28 protein-coding genes and 2 riboswitches are annotated in these 25453 nt (G+C 41.5%); of the genes, 11 read left to right on the top strand and 17 right to left on the bottom strand.

The features are described from left to right. The first annotated feature begins 238 nt into the window (after nucleotides 1-238). Nucleotides 239-526 (top strand): hypothetical protein, encoded by a 288-nt coding sequence (locus AC2YHV_RS08570; protein WP_034314256.1) that lies wholly within the window; start codon nucleotides 239-241, stop codon nucleotides 524-526. Between the two features lie 28 nt (nucleotides 527-554). Further along, nucleotides 555-1340 (top strand): membrane protein insertase YidC, encoded by a 786-nt coding sequence (yidC, locus tag AC2YHV_RS08565; RefSeq protein WP_222620141.1) that lies wholly within the window; start codon nucleotides 555-557, stop codon nucleotides 1338-1340. Nucleotides 1341-1424: 84 nt separating this feature from the next. Here yidC and cphA read toward each other — a convergent pair whose 3' ends face one another. Both cphA and AC2YHV_RS08555 read right to left on the bottom strand, forming a co-directional pair. Beyond that, nucleotides 1425-4046: a cyanophycin synthetase gene (gene cphA, locus AC2YHV_RS08560; RefSeq protein WP_487373037.1), complete on the bottom strand. Its 2622-nt coding sequence runs from the start codon at nucleotides 4044-4046 to the stop codon at nucleotides 1425-1427. Continuing rightward, nucleotides 4043-4855 carry a cyanophycinase gene (locus AC2YHV_RS08555; protein ID WP_487373036.1) on the bottom strand — a complete coding sequence of 271 codons (813 nt, stop codon included), beginning with the start codon at nucleotides 4853-4855 and terminating at the stop codon, nucleotides 4043-4045. Before AC2YHV_RS08555 ends, cphA begins: the two co-directional genes overlap by 4 nt. Nucleotides 4856-5038: 183 nt before the next feature. Between AC2YHV_RS08555 and AC2YHV_RS08550 the strand changes: the two genes are divergently transcribed. Next, nucleotides 5039-5461 carry a pyridoxamine 5'-phosphate oxidase family protein gene (locus tag AC2YHV_RS08550; protein WP_053534231.1) on the top strand — a complete coding sequence of 141 codons (423 nt, stop codon included), beginning with the start codon at nucleotides 5039-5041 and terminating at the stop codon, nucleotides 5459-5461. Nucleotides 5462-5653: 192 nt separating this feature from the next. On the opposite strand, the gene AC2YHV_RS08545 is transcribed toward AC2YHV_RS08550, so the two are convergent. The 8 genes from AC2YHV_RS08545 to AC2YHV_RS08510 all read right to left on the bottom strand — a co-directional run bounded on the left by AC2YHV_RS08545 (nucleotide 5654) and on the right by AC2YHV_RS08510 (nucleotide 12842). Continuing rightward, on the bottom strand, nucleotides 5654-6700 hold the full coding sequence (locus tag AC2YHV_RS08545; protein WP_239860598.1) for a M42 family metallopeptidase: 1047 nt from the start codon (nucleotides 6698-6700) through the stop codon (nucleotides 5654-5656). Nucleotides 6701-6792: 92 nt separating this feature from the next. Continuing rightward, a complete protein-coding gene (locus AC2YHV_RS08540; protein ID WP_153246153.1) occupies nucleotides 6793-6930 on the bottom strand; it encodes a hypothetical protein in 138 nt (45 codons plus the stop codon). A gap of 32 nt (nucleotides 6931-6962) precedes the next feature. Next, a complete protein-coding gene (locus AC2YHV_RS08535; protein ID WP_487373035.1) occupies nucleotides 6963-7121 on the bottom strand; it encodes a hypothetical protein in 159 nt (52 codons plus the stop codon). Between the two features lie 105 nt (nucleotides 7122-7226). Then, on the bottom strand, nucleotides 7227-8990 hold the full coding sequence (gene opp4A, locus AC2YHV_RS08530; RefSeq protein WP_487373034.1) for an oligopeptide ABC transporter substrate-binding protein: 1764 nt from the start codon (nucleotides 8988-8990) through the stop codon (nucleotides 7227-7229). 19 nt (nucleotides 8991-9009) lie between these two features. Beyond that, nucleotides 9010-9909 (bottom strand): ABC transporter permease, encoded by a 900-nt coding sequence (locus AC2YHV_RS08525; RefSeq protein ID WP_057279040.1) that lies wholly within the window; start codon nucleotides 9907-9909, stop codon nucleotides 9010-9012. Between the two features lie 22 nt (nucleotides 9910-9931). Beyond that, nucleotides 9932-10897: an oligopeptide ABC transporter permease gene (gene opp4B, locus AC2YHV_RS08520; RefSeq protein ID WP_057278962.1), complete on the bottom strand. Its 966-nt coding sequence runs from the start codon at nucleotides 10895-10897 to the stop codon at nucleotides 9932-9934. Between the two features lie 15 nt (nucleotides 10898-10912). After that, complete coding sequence (locus tag AC2YHV_RS08515; RefSeq protein WP_053534228.1) at nucleotides 10913-11839, bottom strand: ABC transporter ATP-binding protein; 927 nt, start codon at nucleotides 11837-11839, stop codon at nucleotides 10913-10915. Further along, nucleotides 11817-12842, bottom strand: a complete 1026-nt coding sequence (locus AC2YHV_RS08510) for an ABC transporter ATP-binding protein (protein ID WP_487373033.1) — start codon at nucleotides 12840-12842, stop codon at nucleotides 11817-11819. Before AC2YHV_RS08510 ends, AC2YHV_RS08515 begins: the two co-directional genes overlap by 23 nt. A gap of 494 nt (nucleotides 12843-13336) precedes the next feature. On the opposite strand from AC2YHV_RS08510, the gene AC2YHV_RS08505 reads away from it, so the two are divergent. Beyond that, nucleotides 13337-13972, top strand: coding sequence for a Bax inhibitor-1/YccA family protein (locus AC2YHV_RS08505; RefSeq protein WP_034314277.1), 636 nt, complete (start codon nucleotides 13337-13339; stop codon nucleotides 13970-13972). Nucleotides 13973-14086: 114 nt separating this feature from the next. On the opposite strand, the gene AC2YHV_RS08500 is transcribed toward AC2YHV_RS08505, so the two are convergent. The 3 genes from AC2YHV_RS08500 to AC2YHV_RS08490 all read right to left on the bottom strand — a co-directional run bounded on the left by AC2YHV_RS08500 (nucleotide 14087) and on the right by AC2YHV_RS08490 (nucleotide 15860). Further along, complete coding sequence (locus tag AC2YHV_RS08500; RefSeq protein WP_034314279.1) at nucleotides 14087-14629, bottom strand: acyl-CoA thioesterase; 543 nt, start codon at nucleotides 14627-14629, stop codon at nucleotides 14087-14089. 131 nt (nucleotides 14630-14760) lie between these two features. After that, a complete protein-coding gene (locus AC2YHV_RS08495) occupies nucleotides 14761-15225 on the bottom strand; it encodes a M15 family metallopeptidase (RefSeq protein WP_187050808.1) in 465 nt (154 codons plus the stop codon). Between the two features lie 152 nt (nucleotides 15226-15377). Next, on the bottom strand, nucleotides 15378-15860 hold the full coding sequence (locus AC2YHV_RS08490; protein WP_487373032.1) for a DinB family protein: 483 nt from the start codon (nucleotides 15858-15860) through the stop codon (nucleotides 15378-15380). Nucleotides 15861-16044: 184 nt separating this feature from the next. Between AC2YHV_RS08490 and AC2YHV_RS08485 the strand changes: the two genes are divergently transcribed. Continuing rightward, the gene (locus AC2YHV_RS08485; protein ID WP_187050676.1) at nucleotides 16045-17868 is read left to right on the top strand and encodes an ABC transporter ATP-binding protein; all 1824 of its coding nucleotides are present in this window, start codon (nucleotides 16045-16047) and stop codon (nucleotides 17866-17868) included. Nucleotides 17869-17910: 42 nt separating this feature from the next. On the opposite strand, the gene AC2YHV_RS08480 is transcribed toward AC2YHV_RS08485, so the two are convergent. Continuing rightward, entirely contained in the window at nucleotides 17911-18612 is a 702-nt protein-coding gene (locus tag AC2YHV_RS08480) for a DUF459 domain-containing protein (protein WP_239860583.1), read from the bottom strand. Between the two features lie 218 nt (nucleotides 18613-18830). On the opposite strand from AC2YHV_RS08480, the gene AC2YHV_RS08475 reads away from it, so the two are divergent. Further along, the gene (locus tag AC2YHV_RS08475) at nucleotides 18831-19337 is read left to right on the top strand and encodes a GNAT family N-acetyltransferase (RefSeq protein WP_034314287.1); all 507 of its coding nucleotides are present in this window, start codon (nucleotides 18831-18833) and stop codon (nucleotides 19335-19337) included. A 68-nt stretch (nucleotides 19338-19405) separates the two neighbouring features. On the opposite strand, the gene AC2YHV_RS08470 is transcribed toward AC2YHV_RS08475, so the two are convergent. Next, complete coding sequence (locus AC2YHV_RS08470; protein ID WP_098864399.1) at nucleotides 19406-19603, bottom strand: aspartyl-phosphate phosphatase Spo0E family protein; 198 nt, start codon at nucleotides 19601-19603, stop codon at nucleotides 19406-19408. 249 nt (nucleotides 19604-19852) lie between these two features. Beyond that, a complete protein-coding gene (locus tag AC2YHV_RS08465; RefSeq protein WP_034314291.1) occupies nucleotides 19853-20041 on the bottom strand; it encodes a Fur-regulated basic protein FbpA in 189 nt (62 codons plus the stop codon). 170 nt (nucleotides 20042-20211) lie between these two features. Next, nucleotides 20212-20316: riboswitch (SAM riboswitch) on the bottom strand. Between the two features lie 157 nt (nucleotides 20317-20473). Continuing rightward, a riboswitch (TPP riboswitch) is annotated at nucleotides 20474-20578 on the top strand. Nucleotides 20579-20675: 97 nt separating this feature from the next. Between AC2YHV_RS08465 and tenA the strand changes: the two genes are divergently transcribed. Genes tenA through thiE form a run of 5 tightly spaced genes read left to right on the top strand, consistent with a single transcriptional unit; the run spans nucleotide 20676 to nucleotide 24102 of the window. Next, on the top strand, nucleotides 20676-21365 hold the full coding sequence (gene tenA / locus AC2YHV_RS08460) for a thiaminase II (RefSeq protein WP_054397083.1): 690 nt from the start codon (nucleotides 20676-20678) through the stop codon (nucleotides 21363-21365). Nucleotides 21366-21380: 15 nt separating this feature from the next. Further along, a complete protein-coding gene (thiW, locus tag AC2YHV_RS08455) occupies nucleotides 21381-21902 on the top strand; it encodes an energy coupling factor transporter S component ThiW (protein ID WP_063577812.1) in 522 nt (173 codons plus the stop codon). Then, nucleotides 21871-22677, top strand: coding sequence for a bifunctional hydroxymethylpyrimidine kinase/phosphomethylpyrimidine kinase (thiD, locus tag AC2YHV_RS08450; RefSeq protein WP_145504938.1), 807 nt, complete (start codon nucleotides 21871-21873; stop codon nucleotides 22675-22677). Before thiW ends, thiD begins: the two co-directional genes overlap by 32 nt. Beyond that, complete coding sequence (gene thiM, locus AC2YHV_RS08445) at nucleotides 22674-23489, top strand: hydroxyethylthiazole kinase (RefSeq protein ID WP_487373031.1); 816 nt, start codon at nucleotides 22674-22676, stop codon at nucleotides 23487-23489. Before thiD ends, thiM begins: the two co-directional genes overlap by 4 nt. Then, nucleotides 23470-24102 carry a thiamine phosphate synthase gene (gene thiE, locus AC2YHV_RS08440; RefSeq protein ID WP_487373030.1) on the top strand — a complete coding sequence of 211 codons (633 nt, stop codon included), beginning with the start codon at nucleotides 23470-23472 and terminating at the stop codon, nucleotides 24100-24102. The genes thiM and thiE overlap by 20 nt, the downstream gene beginning before the upstream one ends. Before the next feature lie 38 nt (nucleotides 24103-24140). On the opposite strand, the gene AC2YHV_RS08435 is transcribed toward thiE, so the two are convergent. Then, a complete protein-coding gene (locus AC2YHV_RS08435) occupies nucleotides 24141-25346 on the bottom strand; it encodes an MFS transporter (RefSeq protein WP_487373029.1) in 1206 nt (401 codons plus the stop codon). Between the last annotated feature and the right edge of the window lie 107 nt (nucleotides 25347-25453).

The following is a 25453-nucleotide window of genomic DNA, read 5'->3' as shown; positions in this document are numbered from 1 at the left end:
TTTGTGCAACCTTTGCTCTGAACGGTCTCGAATTTGATTTCCATTTGATCTATTTTTGAAATTTATGCATCAGAAAATATTCCCTGTTTATTTTTTGAAAAAACCCCTATATTTTTTAGCTTTCTTGCCCTAGAATTGATATAGTGTTGGTAATGATTTAAATGTGGTCAAAAGTCATGTCAGGCCCTAAATCATTTTTGGACAAATTTTCTTATCTTAGAAAAAACGAGGGATTCCTATGTGGGAATTATTATTAGAATTCGATTATCAAACCGTTCGCCATGCGGTATGGGCAGGTTACTTATTTACCTTTGTCTTTCCACTGGCCGCGTTTTACTTCTTAAATAAAAAGCAATCGCTCTTGAATGACAAATATCAAGCTTCCGTTCATACAGATAAAAGTAAATCCCCTGTTCATACAGGCAGCACCTTTGACTGGCGCGGTGCACAGCGCTTTTTCACCTTTATCCGGCAAAAAGATTCACCAGATGATTCCGATGAGCCAAGCCTCCTTCTAGTTGTTTAAACATTAACAATTCGAGGAGGAAATTATATTGAAGAAGAAAAACATGTTTTTAATTGCCGTCCTATTTTTGGCAACGACCCTTTTGACTGGTTGCTCAGCAGCAACGAGCGGACCATTTCATACTGCATTGGTTAACCCCATGACAAAAATGCTGGAATTCAATGCTGGTTTATTTAATGGCAACTATGGTTTAAGCATCATCATGATGACGTTTTTGATTCGCCTTGTTTTGCTACCACTGACTGCCAAACAATACAAAACACAGCTTAGCATGAAGACGAAGATGAATGGGTTGAAACCGGAAATGACAGCAATCCAGCAGAAAATCAAAGAGACGAAAGATCCTGCTAAACAAAAGGCCCTTCAGCAGGAAATGATGCAGCTTTACCAAAAACATGGAGTCAATCCTTTAAACATGGGCTGCCTGCCGCTCTTAATTCAAATGCCGATCCTAATGGGCTTTTATTATGCGATTCAAGGTTCCCATGAAATTGCGACCCATAGTTTCCTTTGGTACAGCCTAGGTCAGCCGAATATTGCCATGGCGATAATCGCTGGTGTCATTTATTACTTCCAATCGGCCATTTCCGTGAGACAAATGCCGGAAGAACAGCAGAAACAAATGAAGATGATGAGCTTGCTCTCACCAGCAATGATTTTATTCATTTCTTTCTCTGCTCCTGCTGCATTGCCACTATATTGGTCTATCGGAGGTATATTCATGATTGTTCAGTCAATCGTGCTTAAGCGAATATATAAAAAAGACCATGCCGCTGTCCCGGCTGCAAATGAAACGGTCATGAAAAAAAGCTAATCCATTTGGATTAGCTTTTTTCTTACATTCATTTTCCACTTACGCTGGAAAGTGAAGCGATTTCCTGGGTGAGATCACTTTGTTTTATTTCTTCGGCAACGGATTTGTAGAAACCTTTTCGAAAAATCTCTCTACATATTCGAAATCCGTGTAAAAGAACAATAATAGGTCACCCGGTTGTGATTTCTCCCAGGCTTTTATGAATGCGTCCAATTCATTAGGTTCGATGAATGTCCGATCTTTTTGTAACCCAGCTTCTACCGCAGCATCCTGAAGCAGCCCGGCTACTTCTAACGGCTCCCTCCCCCGCAAATCATCGTCTTCTTTAATGATGAACAGATCGGAATTAATGGCCGCTACCTTGGAGAGTCTGATAAGTTCTTCATCAATACGGTCCCCCGGCCCTGCCAAAACAGTGATAAGATGATTTTTGTTATAGGCACTGACAGTTTCGAATATGGCCTTCAATCCCGCTTCATTATGAGCATAGTCGATGATGATCGTGCGCTCTTTCAACTTTTTCAAATTGAACCGTCCTTTGGACAAATTCGTATCAGGCATAAATGTGGCAGCCTTCCTTCTTAGTTCTTCCATGGAAATGCCTTGTGTTTCGGCTGCGGCTAACGCCTGAAGTAAATTGGCGATATTATGACGTGCCATGCCGGAAATCGTAATTGGAACCATGGTGCAATCCATAAATGGATGGATGACTCCATCAGCTGAATGACAAATGACGCCGTTTTCATTGACGTACCAAACTTTACATCCCTTATCTATCGCAGCTTGCACGTGAGGCTGGGTGGCATCTGTAGAGGTGTAAATGACCTCCCCATCAGTATAAGCGTTCATGGCAGCTACATTCGGATCATCTGCATTCAGTACACAATAGCCTGTTTTCATTACGACTTCAGCTACCAGCCTCTTTAATTTAATGAGATCATCCAATGTATCGATTCCATCACGGCCGAGGTGATCCTCACTTACATTGGTGATGATTCCCACATCACATTTACGAAAAGCAAGACCTTCACGCAGAATCCCGCCCCGGGCCGTTTCCAATACGGCAATATCGACTTCAGGATGGGCCAATACCATTCTTGCACTGACAGGGCCACTGCAGTCACCGTGATCCAATACCTCATCGCCGATATATACTCCATCAGAATTTGTCATCCCAACTTTTGTTTTTTCATTAGTAAGAAAATAATGAATCAATCGGGTTGTTGTCGTCTTGCCATTTGTTCCGGTCACTGCAATGATCGGTATAGCCGCCTCTTCCCTGGTCGGAAATAAATAATCGACAATGGCTTTGCCTACATCCCTTTTTTTCCCTTCACTCGGATAATGATGCATTCGAATTCCCGGTGCAGCATTCACTTCAATAATTGCAGTCTTTGAATGTTCAATCGGTTTTGATATATCCTCACAAATAAAATCTATTCCGGCGATATCCAAACCGATCGCTTTCGCAGCTGCAACAGCCATATTCTTAATGGTCGGATGAACCTGGTCCGTTACATCGATTGCCTTTCCGCCAGTCGAAAGATTTGCATTGCCGACAACTTGAACCAATTCACCTTGATTCGGAATCGTATCGAGCGTCCGATTCGATTTTTCCAAGTAACACGTCACGGTATGTGTAAGTGGGATTTTTGACATCGGCTTTTCATGACCTTCTCCCCGCAAATCATTACAATTTTCCTTTTCTATCAAACTGCGTATCGTTTCCTTGCCATTGCCAATAACATAGGGTGGAAGCCTCAAACTGGCGGCGATAAGTTCTCCATTAACTATCAGTAACCGATAATCATGTCCTTCAATATGCCGTTCGATAATATACTTCTCCACATGCAGCTCCAAACAATTGATCACATTGAATAGCTCATCCTTATTTTTGATATGGGTGATGACACCCTGACCCTGTCTCCCATTATACGGTTTTATGACCAGCGGAAAACCCAGCCTGTCCGCCGAGGCAAAGATATCTTCAATGGAATGGGCAACTTCCCCTTCAGGTACAGGGAGGCCACATCCTCTTAAAATGGATTTGGTCAATGCTTTGTCACATGAATTCTCAACCGCAATATTCGAAGTCTGGCTAGAGATTGTCGCCTGGACATACTTCTGCCTTGTACCTGTTCCTAAACGCAATAAGCTTTCATCACCCATTCGCTCGACAGGGATATCTTTTGCTTGCGCTGCCTTAAAAATGGCTTCGGTACTTGGCCCCAGTTTATTTTTATAATATAACTGCTCTATTTGTTTTACATAAGATTGTACATTTATAAGTTTTTCACCATTCAGGATGGCCTCCGCGATATCTTTTGCTGCTAAAAAAGCTTGAAGACCTGAGTGAGGCTCCTGATAGTCAAAGGTAACATAATAAAAACCCTTCTTTTCCATCATTATCGTTTTTCCCCGAATGGCTTCGATTCCGGCCAAGTTTTGAAGCTCAATCGTCATATGCTCCAATATATGTCCCATCCATGTTCCTTTTCTCAGCCTTTCGGCGAATCCGCCTCGATACCCTTTTGAACATGTATGGCTTCCCAAGTTCGGGAGCACCTTTAACAATTTTTCATTGAATCCAGGTATTGAATCAGATGGTTTCTGTTCCAGTTCCCCTATATCCAATTCAATGCAAATCGTAGGTGTATAAGCAAAATAATTAGGTCCTTTTAAATAACGGACTCGATTGATCTTCATTGTTGGATCCCCTTTTTCATCAACAATTTCCTTTTAAGCAGGTCAAAACGGTATCCCCTGGTTAGTGCATGAAGGTTGAATCCCGAAAGAGTCAACTCTTCACTGCCATTATCAGAAGATGTGATATTGATATAATCACTGGAGCTGCCATCAAGAACCAATACTTGATGTTGGCCGACTACTTCAAAATGACCGTCTTTAACTAAAATTGCTGTATTTTCATCAATGCCAATACCCATAATTTCTTTTTTCCCTGCTATTGCACTTAACAGACGATCAAACCGGCCACGCTGGGAAAAATGTTGATCGATTATCAGTCCGTCCAGGAAGCCGAAACCTACGCCAATTTCAACACTTAACTTATTGTCATTCAGCATCGTGTCAGCAGCAACGATCATATACTTACCTAAAATCGAAGCACCAGCACTTGTCCCTGCTATCACCATTCCTTCATGCCAGGCTTTAGAAAGGGCATCGTGGAACTTTGTTTTTCCAATCAGTTCAGACAATCGGCTTTGGTTTCCCCCTGAAATGAAGATGGCGGAAAAAGATGCAAGCTGTTCACAAATTGCCGGATCGTCTGCATCCTGCCTTGAATCCAGCTTGATCACTTCCACCCTGTCCACACCTAAATCCCTGAAAATCTTGATATACTCTGTACTCACTTCCTCAGGAATTTCACTCGCTGTAGGCAATATTCCTATTCCGCCTTCGCTATGGGTTGCAAGCTCGACAAATTTATTTAATACTTCACCTTCAAGGCACTTATCCTCTGCCCCGCCAATGATAAGTAATTCACCACAATTCATTCATCATACTCACCTTTACAAATGGATTCACATCATGAAATTGCTCTAAACAGAACACATAATGACTAGTATGGCAACTTCTTTCGGTATTCATTCATAAAAATGGCAAACTGCATAATTTTGTTTAACTTAATGAAAAAAGAGGAAAAGTAATAGAGTAAAAAATAAAAGGAGTGTATAAAAATGAGCCAAAACCAAATAAAAGAAAAAGTATTGAACATCATCCGTGATCATAAAATAGGAGTTTTATCTTCAGTTGAAAACAACAAACCACATTCACGCTATATGACGTTTTTTAACGATGAATTAACTTTATACACACCAACGAGCGGAAAGACGGAAAAAATCGACGAAATTGAAAAGAACCCTAATGTTCATATCCTGATCGGCTATGATAATGAAGGATTGGGCGATTCTTACCTGGAAATCTCAGGTACCTCGAAAATAAACGATTCACAGGAACTGAAAGATAAATTATGGAATGAATCCTTTGAAAAGTGGTTCGAAGGTCCGAAAGATCCAAATTATTTAATTCTGCAAATTAAGCCGGAAAGCATACGGTTGATGAACAACAATGGTGAACCTCCACAAGAATTATCATTATAATTTGTCATTCACGAGTATTTGAGCGACATTCACCAGTAAAACACCAAAACTCACGAGTATTACGCACAAACTCACGAGTAAAACACCGAAATTCACGAGTATTACGCACCAAACTCACGACTTTAATGAAATATCCTAAAAAACAAGTAAAAGCCCGCACTTCTATGATAGGAGTGCGGGCCTTTCTCACGATTATACCAACTCTGATTGGATATAATGCAAAATCAGATTGGCTGTATGCTTTAATGAAGAGACATGTGTCCGCTCGAAGGCATGTGATGCATCGATTCCCGGTCCGATCAGGCCATGGACGACATCATATCCTGCCCGGATGGCAGCGGAAGCGTCCGATCCGTAAAATGGATAAATATCGACACGGTAGTCGACGGCATTTGCTTGGGCAAGTGAGACCAGATGCTGACGCAGTTTATAATGATAAGGACCCGAGGAGTCCTTTGCGCAAATGGAAACGCTGAATTCATCCGTCGTTTGTCCATCACCGATCGCGCCCATATCGACAGCAAGATATTCGACTGTTTTCTCAGGGATATTGGAATTTCCGCCATAGCCGATTTCTTCATTGTTGGAAATCAGGAAATGGGTCGTATATGCCAATTTTATCTTTCCTGTGGAAATGAGGTCAATGATATGAAGGAGGATGCCCACGCTAGCTTTATCATCCAAATGCCTTGATTTCAAAAAGCCTGTATCCGTCACTTCCACTCTCGGTTCAAAGGAGACAAAATCTCCAACAGAAATGCCAATTGCCTCGGTTTCCGCTTTGGTTTTCACGACAGCATCTATCCGGACCTCTATTGTCTCATCATCACGCTTCGCATCGCCGGCATTTTTATATACGTGGACAGAGGTCTGGTTGATTAAAATGGTCCCGGTGATAATGGCTCCGTCAGCTGTATGGATTTTACAATATTCCCCTTCCACCGAGTTCCAGCGGAATCCGCCGATCATCGTCAATTTAAGGCGGCCATTCGCTTTGATTTCCTTTACCATGGCCCCCAATGTATCGACATGGGCAGTCAGCAAGCGATGTTTGTTATCATCTTCGCCTTTTAATGTAGCAAGCAATGCCCCTTTATTCGTGATGTTATATGAAACCTTCCTCTGCTCCATGAAATCGGCCGCGTATTTAATGGCTTGTTCAGTATAGCCGGAGGGGCTGGGTATGGACACCAATTCTTTTATGTAAGATACGATTTCTTTTTCTTCGATCACGCTCATGCATATCTCTCCTTTCCTCTTTGTTCATTATATCTTTTCATGGCAACTTTTAACATATTAAAAGACCGCCAAAAGGCGGCCCTTTAATAGATTTAACCCATGAAAGCCATGACAGGCAAGATGGCCATAGCTAATGTTGCAATTCCATATAACGCTAAATTCTCCATATTCACTCTTCTTTTCCACTTATCGCGCCATACCTTGTATCTGTCCATATCTTCGTTTCTCATAAAAAAACCTCCTTAGTGATGAAAGTTCAACTTCACTTCAATTGTCTTTGTTTGTTGGACATTTCCTTCATATATTCCAAGAAGGCAATTCTCTTTTCGTCCTCTTCGAGAGGTTTCAGTAAACGGCCAACCGATTCAGTAAACAATATTTCTAACTCTCTCTTTGTTTCATTAGGATTTCTCACTTCCATCAATATCACCCTTCCAATTACTTACTATTATCTATATAACCTTTATCCACTCCATTGAAACGCAAAAAATCGACCGCCATAAAGGCAGCCGATAGTCAGCTTAAATTATTTCGTTACCCCAACATTATGCCATTGATATTGACGGCCTGCGAGATAATCGTAACCTGTAACGCGTTCATTCACTCCAGTCAATTGATAACGGAATAATGTCGGAATGACCGGAACCTCTTCATGGATCAATTCCTGCCACTCATTATACGTATCGATTCGATATTGATCATCAAAGGCTTCCTCTGAAATCCCTTTAGCAAGAAGCTCATCATTTTTTTCACTCACCCAGCGGGTATAGTTAAATTCTGCAGACCTTGACCATATTCCTGATGGATCCGGATCGGAAGCGACGCCCCATGCTGCTGAATAAACATCAACTTCGTCATTATCCTTTTTCAGGAGGTCGTAGAATGAATTGAACTCATGCAGCCTTCCATCCTGCAATTCGACGTCCAACCCTACTTGTTCCCATTGCTGGATATAATATCTTGCCAGTGGCTCGGAAACATCGGAACCGCTCATGGAAGCAAAGTTGATTTTGAACTCTTTTCCATCAGCATCTTCACGAATGCCATCATTATTCGTATCTACAAACCCTGCTTCATCCAAAAGTTCCTTAGCCTTTTCAGGATTATATTCATATGGTTTTACATCTTTGTTATTATATTTAAAGTTCGGTGTAATGACAGAGTTGGCAGGGAAGCGAAGGCCCTTGTACATCTTTTCGCCAACTTCTTCATTATTGATGGCATATGCCATCGCCTGACGAAGGCGTTTGTCCCCGAATTTCGGATTCTCATCCATAATATTTTCTTCTTTTTCTTTATCATAGTAGCCGAAATTGAATCCAATATAGGAATAGGCCAATTCAACTTTCCCCAATAATTCGACATTATCCAATTCCTTGGCCTGATCATATTGTTCAGCCAAGACCTCCGCTACATCGAGGTCACCATTTTCAAGTGACTTGACGACAACAGACGGATTCACGACTTTCAATGTGATACTGTCCAATTTAGGTGCACCGCGGTAATAATCTTTATTCGCTTCAAATTCCACCGCTTCCCCTTGAACGATTTTCTTCACTTTGAATGGTCCAAACCCAATCGGATTTTTACGGATTTTATCCGAAGATTCCAACTCTGCAATCGGAACATCTTTTAAGTATTCTTTATGAAGCGGGTATGTCCATAATCCGGTCGTGACGGAAGGATTCGCTTTTTTGAAGGTGAATATGATTTTTTTGCCGTCGACTTTAATGCCTGAAATCTTATCCGCTTTCCCTTCATGATACTCTTCCATACCCTCGATTAAAGCCATTTGTTCATCATAGCGGACACCTTTGTAATCTTTGCTTCCCATGACAAGATATGCATATTCCAAATCGGCGCCTGTCACAGGTTTTCCATCTTGCCAATTTACATTATCCTTAATCGTCAGCGTAACCGTTTTATGATCGTCTGAAATCTCATATGAAGCGGCACCTTCATTCGTATATACATAGTTTTCGTCTGTATCCAATAAATCCTCATCAAAGAATGTGATAACTTGGTTATCGGGTTCGCCTTGATAGAAAACCTTGTTTAATATCCCTTCAAACGGGGTATCTGATACCAAACCATATGTCAAATGGCCGCCTTTAATCGGCTCTCCTTGATTTGTCGTCTTTGTCGGGAATTTAGAAGTATCGACCTGTTCTACATCTTTCCCTTTTTTCTCTTTCGTTGACGATTTCTCCGTATCATTCGAACATGCAGCAAGCAGTAGAGACGAAATGGCCAATGCACTTAATACCTTACTGTAGCTTTTGATTTTCATATCCTACACTCCCCTTTTTTTATCCTCTTCTTTGTCTTGCATCGGCTGCGCGTTTTAACGCCTGACCAACGAAATTTATACTCAGCATCAACACTAAAATCATGAGTGATGCGGGTACCCATATCCACCACTTGTTTTCCAGAACATCTGGATTTCGAGCATAACTGATGAGCGTCCCTAAACTCGGGGTGCTCTCCGGAAGGCCGAACCCTAAGAAAGTCAAACTGGATTCTAAGCCAATATTGCCTGCAAGGTTCAAAATGAAGTTGACGATGATCAATGAACTGACATTGGGCAGAAGCTGAAACAGGATGATTTTCCAATGTGGCGTCCCGAGTGTCTGTGAGGCGTGGATATAATCCAGCTCACGCTCAGACAAAGCCTTTGAACGTATCAGCCTGGCCTTTCCTGTCCATAAAAACATCGTCATGATTAAAATGAAAACATATACATTGAAGATCGGCACAATCGTGACCACAACGATGATGAACATCAATTGCGGCAGGGCAATCACGAAATCGATGACACGCATGATCACATTATCGGTTGCCCCGCCGAAGTAGCCCGCCAGAAGCCCTAATGATAAACCGATGATAGCCGTGAATAATGTAATGAATAAACTGATCGTGAATGAATTTCTGGTACCGATTATCAGTTGGCCGAATACATCCCGGCCGCCATAATCGGTTCCAAGCCAATAGTCTGAGGATGGTTCCAAATAAATGGAGAGAAAATCGACCTTGGCTATTTCCTTGGCGTCCATGAAAAACGACGCACCGTAAACAAAAAGCAATATGGCTGCTAATATAATCAATGAGCCCATGGCAAGCTTGTCTTTCTTGATTTCCTGCCAGATGATCTTGATACCTGAAGGGCTCACATCATTAACTTGTATGTTCTTACCGGTTTCCACTTTCATTTCCATACGACTCACCCCGCTCCTATTCTATCCGTATGCGCGGATCGACCGCACTAAGTATGATGTCCGAAAGAAGGGTGCCAAGCAGAGTGGCAAATCCCGTCATCATGACGATGGCCGTGACAACACTGAAGTCCCGCAGACTGACTGAACTAAGGAAAAGCTGCCCAAGTCCCGGATAACTGAAAATGGTCTCGATTATGACCGCGCCGCCGACCAATCCAGTAATTTCATAACCTAAGAATGCTGCTATCGGTAAAAAGGAATTTCTCAGGATATGCCGTGAATACACTTTTGATTCGGGCACTCCCTTCGAACGCGCTGTCCTTACGAAATCCTTGATTTTATTATCGATGATTTCATTTCGCAAATATTGGATCGTACTTGTTGTTGCAATTAAAGCTGTACTTAACGCTGGTAAAATTAAATGATTGATCTTACTTAAAACATAGGCGAATGTTCCTTCATCCACTTTTGAATCGACACTGCCTCCAGACGGGAACCAATCAAGGGCAAATCCGAAAACGAATAACATGATTAAAGCAAAAATGAAAATTGGCGTGCCAAACCCTAAATAGCTATAACCCGTAACGGTTTTATCCACCCAGGTATCGTTATACCTTCCACTAAGTATGCCTAATGGTATCGCAAGCATATATGTAAAGATCAGCGTGACCAACGCCAGGAACACCGTATTCCAAAGCCTGTCTTCGATCACATCCATAACGGGCGTCTTATGTGTATAGGAAACACCGAAATCCCCCTGTACTGCATTGGATGCCCACCTTAGATATTGTTGGTACCAAGGATCATTCAAACCCAGCTCTTCCCTGATCCTATCAAGCTCGGCTGGATTGGCCCTAGGGTTGATTTCCTGGCCGGACAGTGCATCTCCCGGCATTGCTTTTGCCATCATGAAAACGATGATGCTCAATAAAAAGAGCTGCGGGATCATTACTAATAATCGTCTTAGGATAAATTTCCACATATTCCTTCCACCTCCTTATTGTAATGCGACTCTATGTGTCGATGAGATTGGCTTCAAATCGTAAGCACGTCCGTTCTCATCGAAATATTTTGAGTAGGTAGACTCATATTCCGAGGTGAGTTTTTTTCTAAGCTGCACTTTATCTTCGCGGACTTCCGGCTCTAAATCAGGAATGGCGGCAATCAGGCGCTTCGTGTATATATGTTGGGGATTTTCATAGATTTCCTCGCTTTTGCCTTCCTCTACCAATCTACCTCGATACATAACACCCATCCGGTCACACATATGCCGGATTACACCTAAATCATGCCCGACAAATAAATAAGTCAAATTGAACTCCTGTTGGAGATCCTGAAGAAAATTCAATACTTGTGCCTGAACGGAAACATCCAGTGCTGACACCGGTTCATCCGCAATGATCAGTTTAGGTTTCAATGTCAATGATCGGGCAATCCCGATTCGCTGGCGCTGCCCCCCAGAAAATTCATGAGGATACTTGTGAATCGATTCCGGACTCAGTCCGACTTTGTCCAAGAAGTCCTGTACGATTTTCTTTTCCTCTGAAGGGGATAACCGTTCGAAGTTCCTCAGCGGTTCGGCAATGATGTCAAGTACCCTCTTCTTGGGATTCAATGATGAATACGGGTCCTGGAAAATCATTTGGATATCTTTTCTGAACGGCTTAATTTCTCTTCTACTTAAAGATGCTAAATCCCTGCCTTCAAACAGGATTTGTCCGGATGTCACTTCATTCAGTTTGACCACTGCCTTGCCTGTCGTGGACTTGCCGCTTCCGGATTCCCCGACCAAACCATATGTTTCCCCTTGCTGCAACTCAAAGGAGACACCGTCAACTGCCTTTACGTGATCGACCACCCTTCGAAAAAAACCGCCCCTTATTGGAAAATGCACTTTTAGATTATCTAATTTTAGTAATGTCATGAGCCGATGCATCTCCTTCAGCTTGAAAATAGAATGCTTTATAGCAGGTACAGCGGACAAAATGACCGTTGCCCACTTCGTGAAGCCGGGGTGTCTCTTCATGCGCATGTTTTGGTATCCATGTAATCCTATCTTGGAAGCGGCATCCGATCCGATCCATTTTGGCTATCGATGGAACGATTCCCTCGATAACATGCAAACGGTTTTTCTCGTTTGCGGCCGAAGGAATCGAATTCAATAATGACCTTGTATATGGATGCAGCGGATTGCTGAATATCTCTTTAACACTTCCCGTTTCCACTACCTGACCTGCATACATGACAACGATTCTGTCAGCGACCTCAGCTACGACGCTCAGATCATGTGTAATTAAGATGATCCCCATTTTTGTCCTGCTTTGGATATCCTTCAGCAGATCAAGTATTTGCGCTTGGATCGTAACATCCAAAGCCGTCGTGGGTTCATCAGCGATGACCAGTGCAGGGTTGCAAGCAATGGCAATCGAGATCATAGCCCTTTGCCGCATTCCGCCCGAAAGCTCATGCGGATATTGCTTGTACGTCCGTTCAGGGTATGGAATTCCCACTTGTGTCAAAAGTTCAATCGTCCTTTTCTTTTTTTCAGCACTGGAGAGTTCAGTATGGTAATCAAGATTCTCCTCGATCTGTTTTCCGATGGTCATGAGAGGGTTCAAAGCCGTTAAAGGTTCCTGGAATATCATACCCAATTCTTTACCACGGACTTTATTCATTTGTACATCATTCAACTTAAGGAGATTTTGGCCTTTATAATGGATGTTTCCTTCGGATTTCGTTCTCTGCTTATTATGTAATTGCATGATGGATAAGGCCAATGCACTCTTTCCACAACCTGATTCTCCAACAACTGCTACAATTTCATTTTCATTCACCGTAAACGAAACATCATCCACCGCTGCATGATATTTGTTACCGATTCGGAATGAGGTAGTTAGGTTTTCTATTTGTAAAATAGCTTTCTTCATCCTTGCTCCCCCTAAACTATTTTATCGGGAAAATAATTAATCTTCTGATAATTATTTAAAATTTTAATCATTTTTTTACAATTATACAATAGTTTTTATAGAAAATAATCACATTTTTTTCATATTTTATAACTTTAGGAATAATTTTCTGCAACATAAAAACGTTTCCTTTATAACTGTTATACAGTAAAGTTTTGAAGTCCTATTAAATATATAGAATCAATAATTTCGGATTTATTATTTCGAGATAGCTTTTTTTGAAGTTTATGTCTATTTATTGACCTTAGCGCTTTACTTACCGCGGAAAGGTTTCGTTTAAAGTATTTTAATATTTCAGAAAAATTAGTATATTTGTAAGAATATCATAGAAAAGGTAATTACTTCATATATATTTCAATACTTTTAAAAAAACACCAAATTTTCATTGTATGCAATGAAACCTTTTTAAAACAGACTCGTAGAAAACGGTAGAAAATAAATGATGGGGTGATTGAATGTATTCACAAACTGTACAAACATATATGCCGTCCGTCATGCGGACGTTCGCTTTATCTCTTGCCGTTTCCGTTTTAGGTATGGCTCTCGGCACTCTTGTTCCGCCATCCTTGTTTCTTCCCTTGGCGATACTTGAGATTGCCATGTTGATTGGAGCATTCATATTGCGAAGGAAAAAAGCCATCGGTTACACATTTTTGTATATTTTCACGTTGATTTCCGGAATTACGACCTATCCGATCATTGCCCACTACCTAGCCGCAGCAGGGGCAAATGTGGTGATCCTGGCAGGTGTTACGACGACAGTCGTATTTGGAGGACTGGCTGTTTATGCCACAACCACCAAAAGGGACCTTTCATTCTTGGGGGGGATGTTATTTGCGGCCTTGCTAGCTTTAGTCGTCATTAGCATTTTCAACATTTTCTTTCCATTAAGTTCTACAGCCATGCTGGTCTTTTCATTTATAGGGATTTTAGTTTTCAGCGGTTATATTTTATATGATTTCAATCGAATGAAGCATTACGGGGTAACAGCCGAAGAAGTACCGCTCATGGCGTTGAATCTATATCTTGATTTCATTAACCTATTCATTAACATCTTGCGTTTCTTTGGTATTTTAGCTAGCGATGACTAAAAGACCTAACAAGGGAACATAAACAAGACGCTTGGAATTATCCAAGCGTCTTTTCACGTAATTTTTTCCATATGGTCTCGATCATCAATAAGAACGGCTGAAGGGATGCCTATCTTATTTATATAATCCTGGATTTGATTGATCGGTCCATGGAAGTTTCACACCGAAAGTACTTGCAATGAACTGTGTATCTTCCCTTCTTTTTTTCCTTATTTGGGCCCGTTGTTTTGCTGATTCATTTAAATTCATTTCCATCTCCGTTTCCGGAACCAAACGGGGAACAGGAATTGGTTTACCTTCTTCATTAATGGCAACAAATGTCAGGAAGGAAATGACGCATAAATTTCGGGCTCCTGTAACTAAATCCTCTGCAATCACCTTTACGATGATTTCCATTGATGTTCTGCCCGTATAAGTCACGAAGCTTTCAAGGCAAACTGCATTTCCTTCGTGAATAGGGTGCAGGAAATCGACGGAATCAGTTGATGCCGTAACGACGTTGCTTCGCGCATGACGCATGGCTGATATAGCCGCTACATCATCAATGTATGCCATTAATTTGCCTCCGAACATCGTACCAATATTATTTGTATCCGGCGGGAGGACCAGGCTTGTTTTTATGACCAAAGAGTCCCGGCAATTTTTTGTTTCTTCCATGGTGACTGCACTCCTTTATGTCTGATTTCTCACTAGTTCACTTTATCGAATTCTTACCTGTAAAGCAATTCACATGCTTATTTTCCTGCTTTTAGTCAAAATTATGCGGCTTATGATGAAGCCAACCACTTTCACTGCCCTTTTGGCTGCTTGCCTTGCTGCAGCTCACGCAGGCTTAAGCCAAATGTCATTTGTAAATGCGGATAATCCTTGAACCCTGCCCAATCCCCTCCCCAATCGAAACCTAACCCTTTAGCGATTGTTACGACTTCCATCCAGTCTGACTTTCCATTATCGTTACCGTCATAACTCATATCCCAAATGGCCTCGCCTTGTTTGTTAATGAGGGCAAAATCTATCGCCAAACCGAAATTATGCAGCGACTCGCCACCTCTTGCATTCGTTACGATGTTGCCCGGGTCTGATCGGCCCTTTTCATAGAGTTCATTTTGCTCGGCTAAAGACCGGAATCCGGCCGTAATGATTACCGGGATGCCTTTGTCCTTAGCCAGTTGAATGAGCTCGTCTTTTTTTTCGGCTACGATCGGATTCAGCTCGTCAGTCAGTTCGATTTCGTCTAGATCAGGCGGAAGCATATACTTGAACAATAGCCACAGCAGCAATCCGAAAAAGCCCAATACCAAACATGTCCTTATCCAAGTGGCTTTCACTTAAAAAATCCTTCCTTTACGAAAATATCTATCTGAAAATGAAAAACTCAACCAGAGACGGATGAGTTTTTCTTCTATTATAACTTTGCTTTTAATTCTTTAATTTGCAATAAATGCCGCTTTTCATGCAGTCCCACGAACGGAATCCATTGCTTCAGGCTTAAATCTTTGAACAAAGGATGCGGAAAAGACTTTTGTTCGAGATCAATTTCCTTTGCATGGTCAACGACATGTACAAAAGCTTTTCGGGATTCGGACAACTTCTCCTTAACTTCACTCAAAGTTTGGTATGATTCCGACGGAGTGACAAATGGCGGGGCCTGGACCTTCATTTTACGATTTAACGTAAGTTCTATCGGTTTATCCACAGCAGGAATGCTTTCGTCGCTTTTCAATTTATCGGAAATGCTCTTTGTTATGGCCCTCTCCATTAAATATAAATGATCCAAAACCTGGATAATGCTCCATCTTCCTGTTTCAGATTGGGCGTTCAGCTGTTCATCCGATAGTCCGTTGACCGCATTTAAAAGTTCTCCCCTGATTTTTTCATTTTCATTCATTTTAGCATCTCCTCTTATCAGCCTCGCTAATCTCCTTTAATTATTCCATGTCCTATAGGAAAGTGTAAAATAATAATTCTTTTTTGACAAAACGAACCGATTAAAAGTTGTCTATTTTTCGAAAAGCCCTATGATAGTCATAAAGGCAAAAATCATCTAGGACAGTAAAATAGGAGTGATCGTTATGAGTGGAGGACATATTCCATTCAGCCACAAAGGGCGCAGTGCAATACATGCAATACCCTCAAAAGGAAGCATATGGTTGATGCTTAAACAAATGTTCAATCGGGTCCCGTCGAAATGGAAGTTTTGCTCTTTGGTTCTATGTATCATGCTTTTCATTTCATTGCTTGAGTTCTCCATCCCCCAATTGACACAGTTTACGATTGATAAAATCATTCCCGAAAAAAGATATGACTCGTTGATCTGGATTGGTGCAGGAATTCTTTGTGCTGCAATCTTATTGGCTATACTGAACTACTTTAACAGCTATATCGTTTCCAAAGTCGGTCAAAAGGCCATCATGGATATACGCAATAGCATGTATGAACATATTCAAACACTGGATATGAAATTCTTTGATAAAAACCGGACTGGTGACTTAATGTCGCGGTTGACCAATGATGTCAATTTACTGCAGCAGCTCATCTCTTCGAGCATGCTTCAGGTTTTGACTGACACGGTGACCTTCATTGCCGTAGCGGTATATATGCTTTTCATTAACTGGAAGCTTACCATTGTCCTTCTTATTACATTCCCTTTCATGTTCTATATCACAAGGGTATTCGGGAAACGCATCAGGATGTCATTTAGGTCTGTACAAAGTTCCGCAGGAGATGTCAGCAACCAGTTACAGGATTCGATTTCAGGAATGCGGCTCATTCAATCTTTTACAAATGAAGAATTCGAATCAAGGCGGTTTGCGGAGCGTAATCAGGAAAATATGACTGCAAACCTTAAGTCCGTTCGGCTGCGTTCCATGTTCGGGCCGATTATTGATTTATTGAACAATATCGGTCTTGTAGCAGTCATTGTGTTCGGTGCTTGGCAAGTGATGGAAGGTGAATTCACAATAGGATTAATCGTGGCCTTTCTTGCCTATTTGAGGTTGCTGCAGAGTCCCGTTCGCAATTTTAGCCGGGTAATCAGCATTGTCCAGCAATCAGCCGCCGCCTTTGAGCGGATAACTGAAATATTGGAAACCCAACCTGAAATAAGTGACAAGGGAAATGCCATTGAACTCCATGCCATAAAAAAGAAAATTGAGTTTAAAAGTGTTGACTTTGCTTATGATGAGACTGTTCCTGTTCTCGGCAATCTAAACCTGACCATGAAAGCTGGTCAAGTAACCGCTTTGGTCGGCTCCTCCGGCGCAGGAAAATCGACCATCACGAGCTTACTGATCCGATTTTATGATCCGCAAAATGGAACGATTAAAATGGATGGACATAATATCAAAGATGTGTCACTGAAGTCATTACGGGGACAAATGGGAATTGTTTCTCAGGATATCATTCTATTCAATGGTTCCATTCGTGATAACATCGTGTATGGCAAACTTAATGCTACAGATTATGAAATCATCGAATCCGCCAAAGCGGCAAATGCGCATGACTTTATCTGTGCCTTTCCTGATGGTTATGATTCTCAGATCGGAGAGCGCGGAGTCAAGCTTTCAGGCGGACAAAAACAGCGCATTGCCATTGCCAGGGCACTTTTGAAAAATCCGCAAATCATCATTCTCGATGAAGCAACGGCTGCCTTGGATACAGAATCTGAACATTTGATCCAGCAAGCCTTGTCACGTTTAATGAAAAAACGGACTTCAATAGTCATTGCACATCGTTTATCGACCATTCATGACGCCGATCAAATCATTGTTCTGGAAAAAGGGCAGGTTCTTGAAAAAGGAACACATGACCAGTTAATGCAAAACGACGGCCGATACAAGCAGCTCCATGACTTACAGTTCCCTCAACTAAGCGATATCAAATACCTAGCAACTTAGCAGGCAACCATGCACAGAAAGCCTTTCTGTGCATGGTTGGCTTCATTTGAAATCATAACTTTCCAAAACCCGATTCGCAATGAGCTGATACCCTTTTTCATTCGGATGTAACTTATCACTGAAATACTTTGTTTTCTTTTCATCTTCAAAAAGATCATTTGTAGGAATGAATAACATCCTTTCACCTTTATCGGCTAATCCCTTTATTGACTCGTTATAATCGCGAATGTGCTTTTCAAGTTTTTGATTGTCTTTAATTGGGTTATATAGTCCTATTACCAGAATATCCGCTTTATCGTTTGCCTCTATCAGTGTTGATGTAATCTTTTTCAGATGGTTGATATATTCCCGTTTACCCTCATTGATTTTTCGGTCACTTATTTTCTCCAAGTTCCCGCCATTACTATTGATCAAGTCATTCGTTCCAATAAAAACAATGAAAGTATCGGCTTCATCAAGTTTCGTTTTAATTCGGTAATCATCTAGCTGTTTCATCACCCCATCCGTTTCCTGGCCTTTAATACCGTAATTCCAAAAACTCACTTTTTGCTCCGATTGGGGATTATTCAATTCATCTTCAAGGCCATCTATATATCCTTCCCCGTCCTTATCCCCTTTTCCATAGGTTAATGAATCTCCAAAAGCCATGACCCTTTGCACATCTTCCGACTCCGAGGCCTGAAATTCATATGCAGCAAAACATATAAACAGTACGATAATCAATATACCTGCCAATTTTTTCATTTGGTTCTCCTCTTGTTTTTTACTAGAAGTATTTAATCTTTTTCATACCCAAAAAATCTGCAGTACTAACATAAAAAAGAATTGTCAGATAAAGAATAAAAAGTGTATGATAATATAAAACTTTCAATGGATTGGGTTTCATTCAACGTCCCTAAAACCAAAAACGGGATTACCCTTCATTCTGGAGATTGAATAAATGATAGTTAGGAGTTTAAATCATGGAAGAACACATAGAGTTTAGAGAGGCAGAACTATCTGATCTACCCAGAATTGTTGAAATATATAATTCGACAATTGCTTCAAGGATGGTCACGGCAGATACGGAACCTGTATCCGTCCAATCGAGGGTTAAATGGTTTGAGGAACATCATTCAGAAAGTAGACCGCTATATATCATTACTATAGAAGGGAAAACCGCTGGATGGATGAGCTTTCAATCCTTTTATGGCCGACCGGCATATAATTCCACTGCCGAAATCAGCATTTACATTGATGATTATTTCCGGGGAAAAGGAATTGGACAAATTTCGATTCGAAAGGCAATTGAATTGAGTCCAAAATTAGGTGTTAAGACTTTATTGGGTTTCATTTTCGCCCATAATACACCAAGCCTTAAGCTTTTTTCTAAATTCGGGTTTGAAGAATGGGCACATTTACCTCAAGTTGCCGAGATGGATGGCATTGAGCGGGATTTGATCATTCTAGGTAAACGTGTCGATATTTAAATATAATTCTTTAGAGCTATTGCCTTGAGCAGTAGCTTTTTTAGATTAATACAGGTCGAATTGCTAATTTAAAAATACCTATATGCTTCTTGAAGGGAAAAATATTCAGAATCTCTTTTACTTGCTAACGCATTCAATAGCGTATCCAATTCTTGGCTGGCTTGTACAGTCAGCAGACTTGTTAAGCCGTAAATCGCACCCAACTTTATCATTTCCTGTCTCTTCTCTTCTACTTTTTCTATAGTTACCTTACGGCAATGCATCATAGCCACCTCCCATTTATTCAATATTTTTACACTTTTATCATAATGAAATCACTAGTTAAAATCAACTATTTTCCAGAAATTAAATGTGTTATTTTATAGGTCAAATGTGACAAAACACCTATTTTGTTATTTAATTATGTATAATTTGTGTCGTTTTCTAAAAAACGCAAAAAAAGCATCCACTAGTGTAGACTGCGAATGCTTACATCATATCCCTTATCCAAAAATCCAAATATTGTATTCCGATTACTATGTCATCCATTCAGAAGGTGACTCGTTATTAGGTCTATTTATAACAATTTTATATTCATCTTCAAGTACTTTTAATGGGGCATCATAAAGGTGCCTTTCATCAGAGGTTTTGTATACTCCATTGGCCAATAGCTCTTCAATGAGTTTTGCCTTCCTCTGTTCAATCCTCTTAAATAATTCTGCCATGTAAATGGCTCCTTTCCGTCCTAGTGCCTGCTTCTAGTTAGCTAAACTTTATCAACTTGTTTGATTTCACCAAATAATATATACCTTTTCTAGTATGTCACTAAACGTTATTTCCCAAAAATAAAAGCCCCTTCTAATTTAAGAAGAGGCTGACAGTGTCCGTTCGGCTCTTCTTATCTTCCAAGCATATGCTTGTTGGATTTAGCACAGTTCCCTAAACGGGTCCGCTGCCGAGGTTTCATAGGGCCAAGTCCCTCCACCTCTCTGGATAAGAATTCAATATATAATGATGTAGAAATGATTCTATCCTAATAATCTTCAAAAGTCAATTACCTGGTTCTCCCTTTTTTCCTGGACATAAAGTGATTCCTCTTTCAAATACGGGTTGCATTTTCTTGTCTTTCTGATATGATGTCAGTAATTACATACAATTCACACCACTAGGGGAGTCTTTTTTAAGACTGAGATGGAATTAGTTCCGGACCCTTTGAACCTGAACCGGCTCATACCGGCGGAGGGAAGTGGATGATATCGTCCATTTCACAGACTATATCCATCTACCCCGTTCCGTATTCAGGAACGGGGTTTTTTATTTAACAAAGGCAAAGGGAGCCATTCTATAGGAGGATGAACAATGGAGAATACAAAATTAGAAACATTCAGTGATAGACTGCATGCACGGGCAAAAGAGATTTGGAAAAGGAATCATTCACATCCCTTTGTCCAGGCAATTGGAAACGGCACACTTCCTGAAAAGAAATTTGCCTATTACCTGAAGCAGGACTATGTCTATCTCATGGATTATTCCAAGCTCTTTGCTTTAGGTGTCATCAAAGCCCATAACATCGAAACCATGGCAAAATTTGCGAGCATTTTAAATGAAACCCTTCAAGTGGAAATGGATATTCATCGGCATTATGCTTCCGAATTCGGGATCAGCTCCAAGGAATTGGAAAATACAGAACCTACTCCAACCACTCTAGCCTATACAGGTTACATGCTAAATGCAGCTCAGCATGGGACTTTGGCAGACTTGATCGCCTGTCTCCTGCCCTGCGCTTGGGATTATTATGAAATCGGTTTGCTATTAAAAGAACAAAATGGAGCAGCACTGGAAAACAATCGCTACGCAGATTGGATAAGGTCCTATTCATCTCCTGAATTCGGGGAAGCACACAAGTGGCTGATCGCTTTGTTGGAAGAATTGACGGAAGGCATGCCTGAAAAGGAACTTCTTAGATTAGAAAAGCACTTTTTGGTTACTTCCCGATATGAATATTTATTCTGGGACATGGTTCAAAATGAGCAGGATTGGCCTCTGTAGGTGGTTGACATGAGGATGAACCCTATCAAGAAACTGACATTGACTGCCATGATCACGGCTTTAACGACGCTTACCAGTTCATTTATTTTCATCCCTGCAGGATTTGCAAAAATCTTTCCTATTCAACATCTGGCAAATGTCCTGACGGCGGTTCTATTGGGGCCTGCATATGCGGTGACACAAGCTTTTTTAGTTTCCATCATTAGAAACATGATTGGTACCGGTTCAATTTTCGCCTTTCCCGGCAGCATGATTGGTGCACTTTTGGCCGCCATCCTTTACCGAAAAACACAAAGCTTAAAATTCGCCTGTTTAGGGGAAGTGATCGGGACCGGCTTTCTCGGTTCCCTGGCCTGTTATCCGCTTGCAACCCTCCTATTGGGAGAAAAAGCTGCTCTTTTTGGTTTTTTACCGGCTTTTATGTTCAGTTCATTCGCAGGTGCGATTTTAGCTTTCATATTACTTAAAATATTGCTAAAAAATACTTATATGAAGGGGTTTTTTTATGAAAACAGCATTAACGATCGCAGGCTCTGATTCAGGGGGCGGTGCTGGAATACAAGCGGATTTAAAAACATTTTCTGCACATGGTGTATTTGGAATGTCTGCCATCACAGCCGTAACCGCCCAAAACACAATGGAAGTCCGTTCTGTACAGCCCATTGAAACTGCTATCATATCGGATCAAATTGCTGCTATCTTTGAAGATATTCCTGTCGATGCAGTAAAAATAGGCATGCTTGGATCAAAAGAAACCGTGGAAACGGTCGCTGCGTCCCTTAAAACCTTCATGCCTGCCATCATTATCCTTGACCCTGTCATGATTTCCAAAAGCGGCCACCATTTGCTCGACGAAAAGGCCGTCTCTGCCTTAAAAATGGAATTGCTTCCGCTTGCAAATCTTGTAACACCCAATGTACCAGAAGCGGAAGTACTTACTGGCTTCCCGATTCGGACGAAACAAGATTTCTACAGGGCATGCATTTCGATACAAGAAATGGGTTCCAAAGCCGTTTTACTTAAAGGCGGCCATGCAGCAGGAAATCCAAATGATCTTTTTTATGATGGGACTGACTTCCACTGGATCAAGGGAGAGCGCATTCATACAAAAAACACTCATGGTACGGGCTGTACCCTATCATCCGCCATTACATCTAACCTGGCAAATGGACTGCCATTGCAAGTGTCGATCGAACAAGCCAAGACCTATATTTCCGAAGCGATACGCAATAGCTTTTCAATCGGTAAAGGTCATGGACCTGTCCATCATTTTCATTCATATTCAAAAAAAGAAAGGAGTGACTTATTATGAAGGTTTCTTCAGCCGATTTATTTATGAAGGTAAGAGAAAGGAAACCACTCGTTCACCAAATCACCAACTTTGTTACGGTCAATGACTGTGCAAATGCCACCCTTGCCATCGGAGGTTCACCAGTAATGACATCGAGCCCAAGAGAAGTGGCGGATATGGTCAAATTAGCAGATGCATTGGTCCTGAATTTCGGTACGATCGATGATAAGGCCTTGGAAGCAATGGAGATTGCCGGTAAAACGGCAAATGTCCTGGACATCCCGGTCATTTTGGACCCGGTGGGCGTTGGTGCCACCTCCTATCGTACAGAGCAAGTCAAAGAGCTCCTAAGTAAGGTTACTTTCCAAATCATTCGCGGAAATGCGAGTGAAATCCTGTCATTGATGGGTGGGGATACCGTTACTCGCGGGGTGGATTCGGGGGAACTTGCGATTAGCAATGCAGAGCTGGCTTCACGAGCGGCAAATGAATTGAATAGCATCATCGTGGTCAGCGGAGCTAAGGATGCGGTCAGCGATGGAAAACATACGTCCATCATCGATAACGGGAACCTCCTTTTAACTAATGTTACAGGTACCGGTTGCATGTCCACTGCTCTTATCGGAACTTTTTCCGGAGTCACCGATGATTTCTATTCTGCAGCAATTGCCGGTATCTCAACAATGAGCATTTCAGGGGAACTAGCAGCCGCAACCCTTCAAAAGGATGAAGGAACAGGTACTTTCCGTGTGCGATTAATCGATGCCATATCAAGAATGGATAAGGAAATCTGGATGCATGAGGTGAAAATAAGTGAAGAAGTCCCAAATTGATTTAAGCCTGTATTTAGTTACGGAAGAGTCCATAGCAATAGAAGAATTGACCAAAATCATTGCACAATCGGTTTCAGGAGGAGTCTCGATCGTACAACTTAGAGAGAAAAACAATTCCTCCCTCTCCTTTTATGAAAAAGCATCTGCATTAAAACAGTTATTGAATGAGCTTTCCATTCCCCTTATCATCAATGACCGGGTGGATATAGCACTTGCGGTTGGAGCGGACGGAATTCATATTGGGCAAGAAGACCTTCCACTGCCTGTCGTCAAAAAAATGGTTCCTGAAGATATGATTGTCGGTGTATCTGTCTCCACTCTTGAAGAAGCACTCGAAGCCGAACGAAATGGAGCGGATTATATCGGAGTCGGTTCCGTTTTCCCCACCAAGACCAAACAAGATGCAACCCTAATGGCACTTGAGGATTTGGGGGGAATTTGCCGCGGCGTATCCATTCCCGCAGTAGCCATCGGGGGTATCACTGCCGATAACATTTCCGCTCTTTCTCATAGCGGACTATCAGGTACCGCAGTCGTATCGGCCATCATGAATGCAGATAATCCGAAGACTGCCTCCGAATCCCTTTTAAAAATCATAAAAGACTTTAAATAACAAAAGGATGGGGACTGCATGCAGTCCCCATCCTTTGTTTATGTCAAAACGGTATTCTTTGTTTCCTTCCCAAAAGCCACGGCAACTGCCCCCACTAAAATAGCAATTGTAAAAATGGTGAAAATCGAAGAAATCGGGGTGTCTGCAGCAACTAAATACCCAACAAGCAAAGGTCCAAGAACACCGCCAATCCTCCCGATCCCTGCAGCTAACCCAGCCCCTGTACCGCGAACTGATGTTGGATACTGTTCAGGTGTGTACGCATAAAGTGCCCCCCATGCCCCCAGGTTGAAGAAAGAGAGGAACATTCCGGAAACTATCAGCAGTGCCAGCCCCTCTGCCGATCCAAAGAAAAAGGCACTGACGGCCGTCCCAATTAAGTATGTGATCAAAACGAATTTACGTCCCATCTTCTCTATCAGCCATGCAGCTGAAAAATAACCCGGAAGCTGTGCGAGCGTCATGCTCAAAACATATTCAAAGCTTTGAATCATGCTGAAGCCTTTAAGGACCATCACACTTGGCAGCCATAAAAACATCCCATAGTAGGAAAAGACCACGCAAAACCATAGAATCCACAATACAAGGGTCTGACGGGAGTAATCCTTTTTCCAGACACTTTTCATATTGCTTAATACAGATGGTCTTTGCTTTTTTTCAAGTTCCGTATACTTTGGTGAATCCGGCAGTTTCAAGCGCAGGTACAGCGCATATAAAGCTGGAGCTGCGCTCAATAATAATGCAACCCGCCAACCATAAGCCGGTATGATGAAATAGGATATGAGTGCTGCCAAAATCCAGCCAACCGCCCAAAAGCTTTCAAGAAGGACGACAACCCTTCCCCTTTTACTCGCTTCAACACTTTCAGAGACCAATGTCGAGGCAACCGGAAGTTCTCCCCCAAGTCCCATTCCAATCAAAAAACGCAATATCAAGAACAGGCTGAGTGTACTGACTGCTGCAGACAGGCCACTTGCGATCGAAAACAATAATAAAGTAATGATAAAGACATTCTTTCGTCCGACCCTGTCGGCCATCGCACCAAAGAATACGGCGCCAACAGCCATTCCTATGGAGTTTATGCTCCCAATCCAGCCAACCTGCTCACTGGTTAAGTTCCAATCCTGCTTTAATGCAACAATGATGAAAGAAAGCATACCGACATCAAGTGCATCGAACATCCATCCAAGACCCGCAACACCAAGTAACTTACGCTGCGATATCATTTTCGCATTATTTCCCATATATTCCTCCTGAAGAACTTTAGACCTTCTTGTTATTTTATCCTTTTTCATTTTAACTATTAACTTTCATTTTTGCTATAGTAATTACACATGTCTTGACAAAATAA

Source organism: Peribacillus sp. SRI_006, assembly GCF_057586375.1.
The sequence above is the reverse complement of the archived record's forward strand: the minus strand, read 5'-3'. Positions and strand labels throughout refer to the sequence as shown.